An 11,528-nucleotide genomic window follows, 5' to 3' on the forward strand; every position below is an offset into this window, starting at 1 on the left:
CTTTTTGTCGTAATGGAATGATTATAACGTGCGTACTTCCTTTTTTGCAAGTATAAAATCGAAGAGAAAAAGCCGACAACCTAAGCAGCATGCTACTTGAGGCCATCGGCTCTTATTTAAGCGTTACTCCGCCTTCGTTTTGAGCGTCTCGATTATTCTTTTCGACTTGAAAGGCTTGAGATCTTTGAACTGTATGAATTTCTTCGTTTCCTCGTTCCAAATACGGAACTTAAGGGATTCCAAGCTTGTCTTCAGTGTAATCGTCTGCACTTTGCGAAGCTCAGCGTTCTTGTTATGAACCTTTTCCAAATAGTAATTAGGAACTCGCGGGCTCAGATGATGAATATGGTGAAAGCCGATATTACCTGTGATCCAGTGCAGAATTCTAGGCAATTTGTAGAAAGAGCTTCCATGCATAGCCGCCTTCATATAATCCCATTCTCCGTCATTCTCATAGTACGAGTCTTCATAATTGTGTTGAACGTAGAAAAGCCATATCCCAGCCATACCTGAAATTAAAAACATCGGACCTTGGACTAGGAGGAATGATTGCCAACCCATACCCCAGCAAAGCAGTACAATACTTCCAATAATACCCAAGTTCGTGATGTACGTATTGATGCGTTCTTTCATTCCTGCGCGTTTACGGTTAAAACGGTAATCAATCAAAAAGATGAAAATGGGTCCGACAATAAACATCACAATCGGATTTCTGTAAACCCGATAATAGAGTCTTCTAAGCGGAGAAGATGCCATATATTCGTCAACCGTTAGTGTCCATATATCGCCGACACCTCTACGATCCAAATTACCGCTGGATGCATGATGGACGGAGTGGGTATGACGCCACTGATGATAAGGGACAAACGTCAAAATGCCTGTTAATGTACCAACAATTTCATTCGCGAATTTATTTTTGAAAAAAGATTTGTGGCAGCAATCATGGAAAATAATAAAGATTCGAATCAGGAATCCTGCTGCAATAATGTCTAACACGAACGTAAGCCAGATAGAAACCGAAAGACTTAGGAAGGCGAAATACCAAAGCATAAAAAAGGGTCCTAATGTATTGATGATTTGCCACACACTGTGCTTGATATGTGGTCTTTCGTAAGGCGCGATGTCAGACCGCCACCCACCTTTGTTTTGTTGACTCATTCTAATTAAAGCTCCTTCTCTCCGTTTCATACCGGACTGATTTATGCCACCTGATGTAGTACGTTGGGAATTCAATTAAGTTTCCATTATAAGAGAAGAAATGTTACAATGCCCTCTCATCATAAGTTCCAGAACGCTTTTTGTAAAATGCAATATAAGTCATATGTGCATTAGGCTATATTTTTACTATTCTACACAGCCCAAAAATCATCCTGCGAATGGCAACCTAACCCTTATTTTCCCATAAAAAGAGGTATCTCATACGGATTTTCATATGCCTTTTTCTGCAAATATTTCTTAAATAATTGTTTCCATATATGTAATAATTATGATTATTTTATAAGGAAATTTCTGTAGACAAATAGGTAAGTCTAAGTGAACAAATAATGAACATTGATTTCTGGTCGCAGGAGGTATCTACTACTAGCTTGACCCATTTATGCGCGCCTTACTTAATACTGGTATAGTAGTATATATAAAAAATGGAGGACTATTCAATGATACCTATATCCGTTTTAGACTTGGCTCCCGTTATTGCTGGCGGTACGCCAAGAGATTCATTTCACCGTTCCGTTGATCTAGCCAGACACGTTGAAAAGTGGGGCTATCATAGATATTGGCTCGCCGAACATCATAACATGCCGGGTATTGCCAGCTCCGCCACATCACTCGTCATCGGGTATGTCGCTATGGCTACGGAGAAGATTCGCGTAGGCTCCGGCGGCATTATGCTGCCTAACCACGCACCGCTCGTCATCGCCGAGCAGTTTGGAACGCTGGAATCGATGTTCCCGGGGCGCATCGATCTTGGTTTAGGGCGCGCGCCTGGCTCCGATCAGGCTGCGGCAAGAGCGCTCCGCCGCGGCTTAGGCAGCGACGGTCAAGACTTCCCGGAGCAGCTGAGTGAGCTCCGCGGCTATCTCGACCCGGCGCTGGGTACTGGTGTACCGGGCGTGCGCGCCGTGCCGGGCGAAGGGCTAGACATCCCGATCTGGCTGCTCGGATCGAGTGACTTCAGCGCCCAGTTGGCTGGTCAGCTGGGGCTTCCTTTCGCTTTCGCCAGCCACTTCGCTCCGGATTATTTGCTGGCGGCTCTTGATCTGTATCGCCGTCAGTTCCGCCCGTCGGGCGCGCTTGAGAAGCCGTACGCGATGGTCGGCGTTAACATTATTGCTGCCGAAACCGATGAGGAAGCTCAGCATTTGGCGACTTCGCAGCACCAGCAATTTCTGAACATCGTGCGCGGCCGTCCTGGCATGCTGAGCCCACCCGTGGACAGCATGGAGTCCCTATGGAGTCCTCAAGAGAAAGCTTACGTTCATAAGGCCTTAAGCTTCTCCATCGTAGGAAGTAAAGACACCGTCCGCGAGAAGCTTGCTAAACTCCAGGAGCAAACTGCAGCTGATGAATGGATCATCGCCGGCCAAATTTATGATCACAAGGCTCGCTTGAGGTCCTATGAAATTGTGGCTGAGGTTGTCAAAGAGATCTAGAGAGGTTGGAATTCATTATTATGAGTCAGCAGCAAGCAACGATTGGGGGCCATGCCACCAAAGGGCGGTTCCCGATCAGTTCCGTGCGTTGACCCAGCCGAGGCTTCTGCTGATGCTGCTAATGGGCGCTCTGGGAAGCGGAAGCTTGTTCACCGTTTTTACTTACATAACTCCTCTCTTGGAAGAAGTGACTGGCTTCTCAGAGCATAAAGTGGCATGGATTCTTGTCTTGTTCGGTTTTGGGGTCACCTTCTGCGTGGGAGTGTCCTCTTTATTATGACTCGCCTTATTTGATATGGCTTATCAATGAATGCTCATATCTTCTACATCTATATCATCATAGATTTTTATACTTAGAACAAAACCAATAGATATCATGTTGATCAATAAAGAGGTGCCTCCATAGCTGATAAAGGAAAGGTGATCCCCGTAATCGGCATGATACCGATCAGCATCCCAATATTTTCGAAAACTTGAAACAGAAACATAGCCGTAATACCGCCAATGATGTATATGCCTGTTTGGCTGCGGATGTTCAGCGCGATAGTGATCATTCGATAAATAAGAAGAAAGTAAAGTATGAGTAACGCAGAAGATCCTATAAATCCAAATTCTTCTCCCACTACAACGAATATGGAATCTGAATAGGTATACGGGACTTGACCGCTTTGAACTGAGGTTCCATGGAGGTAGCCATCTCCTTCTAAGGATCCTGATCCGATTGCTTTGACCGATTGTTTCATGTGATAGGTTGCTTTCTCAGATGCTTGGTCTGGCAAAAGGACGGCGTCAACCCTATCCAACCAATACGCTTTATGTTTAGACGCCATGAATTGCTTTACTTCTTCATGATATTTTACATAGCTGTAAAGGGAGCTTCCGCTTACGATTATGATAATGACTAGGCCGATCAAAGCATGCTTGTAGTTAATATGGCCGAACCAACAGACGACAATGAAAATGACAAGATATCCGATAGAATTACCGAGATCCGGCTGCATAAGAACCAAGAGAAAAGGAACTAATGTAATAACGCCCATCGGCAGTATTTCCTTGAACAAGCTAAGGGTCTCAACTTCTTTTTTGGACAGGAAATACGATAAAAACAGGATTAAAATGAGCTTACAAAGCTCTGCCGGCTGAAAGCTGATCCCACCAGGAAGAGTGAACCATCCCTGAGCATTGTTGAGTGTATCTCCTTTAAAAAATAATAAGACTAGCAGTACCAGCCCAATGAAATAGTACAGCGGCGAAAACCGCAATAAGAGTTTATAGTTAACAAACAGCATCGTAAATAAGACTACAAACCCCAACCCGTAAAAATACATCATTTTAATATACGATTGCGAAAAGTCTGGAACTGTTCGTGTCGCGCTGTAGATGCAGAAAATGCTGATAATCATAAAAATGAGCAGCAGCAACAAAATAATGGCATCCAGACCTTTAATTATCCGCTTCAACATGAAGGCTATTTGCGTTCCCTTGAAAATACTTTCAATAACAAATCACCTATTTCTATATGAGGTAACGAAAGATACATAGAGTAGACGCAATGGTTTTACAAATAGTTCCATCTTTGTAGATAGAAAAATAGAAAAAGCCCCCGTCATCCATTATTGGACACAAGGGCTTTCCTATTTATTGATTCAAACGGGACGATCCATCGCAAATTGTTCTCCCAATTTCGCATACGAGTTGCCGGCCAGCCGACTAACTGGCTTAAGTCCATTCGGGTCAATATGACCGTTCTCATATAAGGATTCAGCGATATGAAACTGTACGACTCTCCCGATTAATAAATCAGCTGAAGGAGCATCTTCTGTTCCACCAAGCGTTATAACTTGCTCCAGAACACATTCCATACGTATGCTCGCTTCAGCAATACCTGGTACAGCAATCTTGTCACTCGCGACGGGTGTAAGTCCGGCTAAAGCAACTTCGCTTTCATCCGGCGCTAACGCAGCAGCGGTTTGATTAATCTGGTCGATGTACGATTCGTCAGAGATATGAACGACGAATGCTCCAGTATCGATGGCGTTTCGCGAAGTATCTTTGCGAACACCCTGCTTCCTCTGCACGGAGATAGCGACCATTGGAGGATTCGCCGTCACAATTGTAAAGTAACTATACGGTGCTGCGTTGAGCACACCCTCTGAAGATAGGGATGTAACAAATGCGATCGGCCTAGGAATGATGCTGCCTATCAATAGCTTATAGTTTTCCCGCTCACTTTGACTTGAGGGATCAATGGATCTCACTAAGCATCTCCCACCTTTACTAGACTCGGCCTCATGCTAAATTCGTCTTGAACCAAGTCGCTGCCGCTTCTACCTCCGAACGAGTCAGTTGATGCCCTGCCTGTTCCCAGTGAACAGCGACAGTTGATCCAGCTTCATTTAACAGCTTCTGTAATTCCTCTGTCTCCTGCGGCGAGCAGATCGGATCGTTCTGACCCGCTCCAATAAAGACAGGAATACCCGAGAGATCCGGCAGTTGAATGCCTCGCAGCGGCACCATCGGATGATGGAGGATCGCTCCTCGCAGTGCATCTGGATAGTGGAATAAAAGGCTTCCGGCGATGTTTGCGCCGTTGGAGTAGCCGATGGCTACGAGATTCTGACGATCAAAGCCGTGTTCCACGGCAGCTTGATCGAGGAAATCGTACAATTCCTTAGTACGGAAGATGAGATCCTCCTCATCGAAGATTCCCTCAGCCAGCCGTCTAAAAAACCGCGGCATACCATTCTCAAGCACATTACCTCTAACGCTTAGCACCGACGATGTCGGTGAAATCGCCTGAGCTAGCGGCAGCAAATCACGTTCGGTGCCTCCCGTGCCATGAAAGAGCACGAGTACCGGAGCCGTTACATCCGTTCCCTTTTGATAGATATGCTTCATTGTTTTTTCGCCTCCAATACACGTACTTGAATCGGCGGAAGATTACGCTCGATTTGTTCACGGCTCTCCTCGAACCATTCTGGCAGCATCAGTTTCTCACCTAGCGCCTCAGGCTGTTCATCACGTGCAAAGCCCGGAGGATCTGTTGCAATCTCAAAGAGTATGCCGCCTTCTTCACGGAAGTAGATCGCGTTAAAATATTGACGATCCACGACCGGTGTAGGTTGGAACCCATTCGTTTGAACACGGCTTCTCCATAGCGCATGCTCTGCATCATCTTTGGCACGCCATGCAATATGATGGACGGTACCCGCTCCACCAGCTCCATAGGCCATCGGGGTTACATTAATATCGACGATGTTCCCCAAATCTCCGAAGGATTTGAACCGAGCGTAGGCTCCCTCTTGCCCTACTTTCTGCAGCCCCATCACCTGTTCTAGTAACTGCGAAGTTTTGTCAGGTGCCGTGCTGTAGAGAACAGCGCCGCCGAAGCCTTTGATCGCTTTATCCGTTGGAATGCCGCCAAATGACCACTGACTAAGGGCTCCTTGCTCGCGCTCTACGATTTCAAGTTTCAGACCATCCCGATCCTCGAATTGAAGGTATGTCTCTGTAAATCTTTGTGTTTTTTCAAAAGAAATATCAAATTGGGCTAGACGCTCTTCCCAGAATAGCAGACTGCCTGTAGGCACAGCATACGTTGTGATACCAACTTGACCGCCACCGATACGTCCTTTGCGAGAGTGCGCCCATGGGAAGAAAGTGATGATTGTCCCCGGACTTCCCATTTCATTACCAAAGTACAGATGATACACTTCAGGTGCGTCAAAGTTAATCGTCTTTTTGATCATCCGAAGGCCTAGAACCCCTGCATAAAAATCTACCGTTTCCTGTGCATTTTGTACGAAAGCTGTTATATGGTGAATACCTGCTGTTTGTTGTTGTGTCATTGAATCCAACTCCTTTAGTTTAGTTTAATTATGTCCAGACCTGATTTAAAAGTATCCAAGATTATTAATTGAATAAAGCGTCAACGGAGTAAGCTCCTGCACCAGTTAATGCCACACCTACCGCAATAGCAATCAGCAGCAAGTTGTATTCATAGCCGCCTGCAGTAGCCCAATAGCCGCTCTTAGCGTGTACTTTGACAATCGCAACGACCATTGTCATGACGATGAGCAATGAAGCAATGACTGTACCTAATCCAGCGGCAAATAACGCACCACCTACGAACTCCATGAGTCCTGCCATAACCGCCATAGCAACACCGGGTTTTATACCGATGGATTCCATCCAGCCGCCCGTTCCTTTCGGACCATAGCCGCCGAACCAACCAAATAACTTCTGTGCCCCATGCGCCATAAAGCTTAATCCAACAACCAAACGAATGATTAATAATCCTAATGCGATACTCATATTCATTCTCCTCCAATTTAAGAATCTCTATTTTAAGATATTAGTTAAAAGGTTAAGTAGTTAACACCTCTTATGGGAGGGCAAACTACTTGAAACCATCCTGAGCAAACTTACCGAGCTTCTTCAACAATTGACTAGCTATCTTCTTCTCTTCCGCTGTAAGTCCAGCCACCGCTTTCTCAATGACCTTGGTATGCTTGGGAAATACCTCTTCAATAAATTGCTTCCCTTTTTCCGTAATTTCCGCAAAAATGAGCCTGCGGTCTTCGGTTGATGTCTTTCGCTTTACGAACTCTTTCTTCTCCAGCTTATCTACAACATAGGTGATGTTCCCGCTGCTCATAAGCACCTTTCCGCCAATCTGTTGAATCGGCTGCGCGCCTTTATGATAAAGCAGCTCGAGAACACCGAATTCCGTTCGATTCAATCCATGATTACGAATATCGCGGTCCCCATGGGCGTTGACCCATTCGCTTGCTCTGGAGAGTGCAATATAGAGGTCTAATGAATCATTTCTCTGTTCACTCATTGGTTCACCTCATTTCTTTTATCTTTTTGCTGTGGTGATCTGTGGTGCGCTGCAAAATCTTAATTTGTAATATCTTGATTTAAAGATACCTCAATTTGAGATAGATGTCAATGACTATTTTTAAAATAATGTTTCCCCCTTTATCATGCTGCTTATAATACGCTAAATTGCATCATCTTAAACAATATGACCTGATCTCGGCAAAATGGCAAAAGGATAAGCCATTCCCTATCGGGAAAGACTTATCCTTTTGAAACACGCCCTAAGCTTCAGTTATAGGCAAGCTTTGTACGTTTAGGTCAGCCCACAACAGCCGACTCGCCCTTCTGCAGCTGATACATCTTCGCGTATCGGCCGCCCAGCGCCATCAGCGTCTCATGGTTCCCACGCTCAGCAATCTCGCCGCGGTGCAGCACGAGAATCTGATCCGCATCACGGATCGTCGACAGCCTGTGCGCGATGACCAAGGTTGTGCGCCCTTCGCTAACCACCTTCAACGCTCGCTGGATCAGCCCTTCCGTCTCACTGTCGATGCTGGCTGTCGCTTCATCCAAGATGAGAATCGACGGGTCGAAGGCCAACGCTCGCGCGAACGAAATGAGTTGTCTTTGGCCGGAGGACAAGGTGCTTCCCCGCTCCACGACCTGCTCATCATAACCGTTAGGCAGCTGCTCGATGAAGGAGGCCGCGCCTACATCACTTAGCGCATTTTTCACGCGTTCAAGCGAAATCTCCTCATTATAGAGGCTCACATTGAATTTGATATCTCCGGCGAACAAGAACGGATCCTGCAAAACAATGCCCATATGCTTGCGCAGCGCTTGCTTGGAGATCTTCCGGATGTCCCGTCCATCAATCGTGATGCTGCCCTCATCCGGTTCATAGAAACCGAGCAGCAGGTTCATGATGGAGCTTTTCCCGGAGCCTGTATGTCCGACCAAGGCTACGGTTTCCCCTTTGCGAGCTTCGAACGAAATATGCTTCAGTACGTTTTCCCCTGCTTTATACGCAAAGGTCACGTCCTCGAACTTTACGACGCCTTCCGGGCGGCTGACCTTATCCGTCTTCTCCACCTCTTGACCTTCCATGTCTAGGATGGTGAACACCTTATCCGCGGATACAAAGGCTCTTTGCGCATTCGTCAGCTGATCGAAGATCCCGATAATCGGTTGAAAGATCCGCCCTAGATAATCGATGAAAGCATAAAACACCCCGAAAGAAATGGCAGTTGTCAGCGATTCCCGGCCAAAATACCAAATGACCATAGCCGTCACCAAGCTGCCGATGGTCCCCACAATATTACGAGAGGATAATGAAAAAATGCGGAACTGCTTAAGTTGATTCACATAGCGATCCTTGTTCAGTACTTCGAATTCCTCAAGCGTCACTTTCTCCCGGCGAAAAGCTTGAATAATTGGCATAACCACGATCGATTCATTAATCATCGCGTTCATATCACTTAGCCGGGCACGCATAATGGTGATGAAAATTTTAGAATATTTTAAGTGAACGACCATAATTAACGCAAAGATAGGCGGCAGCACTAAGCAAAAAAGAGCGAGATGCCAATCCAGAATGAATAAAGCTACGAAGATGCCCGTTAGCTGCATCATGCTTACGACGAACGTTGCCATAAAGCTCATAAATAAGTCGCGGACCGCTTCCGTATCGTTTGCAACTCGAGATACAACCTGCCCGATCGGCGTGTTATCGAAATAGCGCAGCGAAATGCGCTGAATGTGCTGCATTAAGTCCATCCGCATGTTTTTAATAATCTGCAGAGCCGTAGATTGGAGCAAATAGGCTTGCGAGAAATTACAAACGCTTGCTATGAGTAGCAAACCCATGTATAGACCAAGCAGCTTAAGTACAGGCGCCATCGTACGTGTATCTGTAGACAAATGCTGATCGATAATGGTTTTGGTTATATAAGGTCCGCCCAGCTCGGCAGCTACTGCGCAGCATAGAATGAGCAACGCGCCGATTATCCTGAACTTATAGACGAGCGCATACGAAATCAGCCTTCTCGCCGTGGACGGTTTCTGCATCTTGTCTTCCTCCCTTCTTATGTTTGTCATTCTTCCAAACTCGCTTCCATTTGTTGTCGCTCCCACTGCTCACGGTACCAGCCGCCGAATAGCATTAACTCTTCGTGAGTGCCTTCTTCGACGATTCGCCCCTCATCCAGGACGAGGATCCAATTCGCGTGGCTTACAGCCGAGAGTCGGTGCGTGCTAATCAATGTCGTTCTGCCCGCTCGTTCCTTGCGGATATGCTGGAGGATGCGGCTTTCCGTCCGCGCATCGACGGCGGATAACGAGTCATCGAGCAGCAGGATTTCCGAGTCGATCAGAAGGGCTCTAGCAATTGCCAAACGCTGCTTCTGTCCACCAGACAGCATCACGCCATTTTCGCCGACAATTGTCGCTAGGCCTTCCGGCATTTGTTCGATATCTTGGGTAAAAGAGGCCATCTCAATGGCCCGCGCAATCTCTTCCGGCGAAGCATCGTGCTTACCCAGCGCGACATTGTCGCGAATGGATTTCGACAGCAGCAGATGCTCCTGTGGAACGTAGGCAACCCAACGTTTCACCTGATCCAAGGTGATTCTCTCAATCGGTACGCCTGCAATTAGCAGCTTACCTGGTTCGATCGGGAATTGCCGCAGCAGCTGCTTCAGCAGCGTGCTTTTGCCACTACCCGTCCGGCCTACAATCCCTAGCGTCTGACCTCTTTCTAATTGAAAAGAAACGTTTACGAGGCTTGGATGGTTTGCAGTCGGATACGTAAAGGTTAGCTCCTTCATCTCGATACGTTCCGGCACACTCACCGCAATCGGTGCATCGACATCCACAATATCCGCTTTCTGCGTCAGCGCTGTATCCAGACGGTCAGCCGAGGCACTTCCGCGCTGCAGGACATTAATGAACTCGCCGAAAGAAATCATCGGCCAGATCAGCATACCTAGGTAAATATTAAATGAAATCAACTGACCCAGCGTGATCTCATTATGAAAGACCATATAAGAGCCATATCCTATGCCTATCGAATAACTTAGACCGACAATCAACGATGTAAGCGGCTGAAAAAGCGCATTCAACATAGACACGCGTCTATTTTTATTCATCACTTCTGACGTAACCTTATCGAAGGCGACTAGATCATGATCTTCCTGAACATAAGAACGAATCACACGAATACCAGAGATGGACTCGAGTGCGTGGTCATTCATTTGGCCAAAAGAGGCCTGTGCAGCAAGGAAGCGAACTCTCACTTTTTGACCCAGCTTACTAATCACTAAGGCTAGAAAAGGCAGAGGAATCAGCGCCGCAATCATTAATTTGAAGCTAATTAGAGAGATCATCGTAATAATGACGACAGAGGCCCCGACCAACGTGTGAACGAGTGTCATAACGCCGTAACCAGCAGTCTGGCCAATAGCGAGCACGTCATTAGTGGCTAATGCCATTAACTGACCCGTACTGTTGCGTTGGAAGAACGCCGGTGTCATTTTCGTCAGATGAGCCAGTAAACGCCCTCTGAGCACTTTCTCAACGAGTGCCGAATTGCCGAATAGGGTCGTGATCCAAACATAAGTAATTACATATAATAGGAGAGACAAGCCTACAAGCAGAAGGACCGTCTGACTTAGGCTAGATGCCGTTAAACTCCCGCTGCCAATCTGATCGATTGTATTCCCTATCATTTTAGGCGGAATTGTCGCCAATAAATTCACACAAATCATTAAGCTGATAGCAAGAACGTAGTATTTCCATCTTTCTTTGAAAAACCACCGCAATTTCATTACAAAAGACAAGAATTCCACCCCTTTCCATTTATAGTCTGCACATATTGATTCTATAGTTTACCCATGATCAAGTCTACGCCAAAATAAATTAAAATGAAATTTCCCGCTCGTTTAGGGTCGATTTCACATTCAGCCATTCCTCAGCATTTACTCAGAAATATTTCAGCGGAAAATAAGCTGGTTTTCAGGGTTCCTTCATTTCAGTTTCAGGTGGGAATTCTATACT

The 11,528-nt window shown here is 46.2% G+C and carries 10 protein-coding genes and 1 pseudogene; 2 read left to right on the forward strand and 9 right to left on the reverse strand.

Annotation, left to right across the window (positions count from 1 at the left end):
* Positions 1-123: 123 nt before the first annotated feature.
* A complete protein-coding gene (gene desA, locus QFZ81_RS33605; protein WP_307437152.1) occupies positions 124-1,158 on the reverse strand; it encodes a Delta(5) desaturase DesA in 1,035 nt (344 codons plus the stop codon).
* Between the two features lie 497 nt (positions 1,159-1,655).
* Here desA and QFZ81_RS33610 point away from each other — a divergent pair, with 497 nt between their 5' ends.
* Together QFZ81_RS33610 and QFZ81_RS33615 are read left to right on the forward strand one after the other, a co-directional pair.
* The gene (locus QFZ81_RS33610) at positions 1,656-2,651 is read left to right on the forward strand and encodes an LLM class flavin-dependent oxidoreductase (protein WP_307606206.1); all 996 of its coding nucleotides are present in this window, start codon (positions 1,656-1,658) and stop codon (positions 2,649-2,651) included.
* Between the two features lie 76 nt (positions 2,652-2,727).
* Positions 2,728-2,901: pseudogene (locus QFZ81_RS33615) on the forward strand (MFS transporter); the annotation flags it as partial.
* A 133-nt stretch (positions 2,902-3,034) separates the two neighbouring features.
* Here QFZ81_RS33615 and QFZ81_RS33620 read toward each other — a convergent pair.
* From QFZ81_RS33620 to QFZ81_RS33655, 8 genes are all read right to left on the reverse strand, one after another.
* Entirely contained in the window at positions 3,035-4,114 is a 1,080-nt protein-coding gene (locus QFZ81_RS33620) for an FtsW/RodA/SpoVE family cell cycle protein (RefSeq protein ID WP_307606207.1), read from the reverse strand.
* 183 nt (positions 4,115-4,297) lie between these two features.
* Entirely contained in the window at positions 4,298-4,909 is a 612-nt protein-coding gene (locus QFZ81_RS33625; RefSeq protein WP_307437142.1) for a flavin reductase family protein, read from the reverse strand.
* A 31-nt stretch (positions 4,910-4,940) separates the two neighbouring features.
* Positions 4,941-5,549: an alpha/beta hydrolase gene (locus QFZ81_RS33630; protein ID WP_307606208.1), complete on the reverse strand. Its 609-nt coding sequence runs from the start codon at positions 5,547-5,549 to the stop codon at positions 4,941-4,943.
* On the reverse strand, positions 5,546-6,499 hold the full coding sequence (locus tag QFZ81_RS33635; protein ID WP_307606211.1) for a ring-cleaving dioxygenase: 954 nt from the start codon (positions 6,497-6,499) through the stop codon (positions 5,546-5,548). Before QFZ81_RS33635 ends, QFZ81_RS33630 begins: the two co-directional genes overlap by 4 nt.
* Positions 6,500-6,563: 64 nt before the next feature.
* On the reverse strand, positions 6,564-6,965 hold the full coding sequence (locus QFZ81_RS33640) for a DoxX family protein (RefSeq protein ID WP_307437134.1): 402 nt from the start codon (positions 6,963-6,965) through the stop codon (positions 6,564-6,566).
* Positions 6,966-7,050: 85 nt separating this feature from the next.
* Positions 7,051-7,494 (reverse strand): MarR family winged helix-turn-helix transcriptional regulator, encoded by a 444-nt coding sequence (locus QFZ81_RS33645; RefSeq protein ID WP_307437131.1) that lies wholly within the window; start codon positions 7,492-7,494, stop codon positions 7,051-7,053.
* Positions 7,495-7,793: 299 nt separating this feature from the next.
* Positions 7,794-9,542, reverse strand: a complete 1,749-nt coding sequence (locus tag QFZ81_RS33650) for an ABC transporter ATP-binding protein (RefSeq protein ID WP_307606213.1) — start codon at positions 9,540-9,542, stop codon at positions 7,794-7,796.
* 26 nt (positions 9,543-9,568) lie between these two features.
* Positions 9,569-11,299: an ABC transporter ATP-binding protein gene (locus QFZ81_RS33655; protein WP_307607110.1), complete on the reverse strand. Its 1,731-nt coding sequence runs from the start codon at positions 11,297-11,299 to the stop codon at positions 9,569-9,571.
* Positions 11,300-11,528 lie beyond the last annotated feature (229 nt).

Source organism: Paenibacillus sp. V4I9, from assembly GCF_030817295.1.
Taxonomy (GTDB): domain Bacteria; phylum Bacillota; class Bacilli; order Paenibacillales; family NBRC-103111; genus Paenibacillus_E.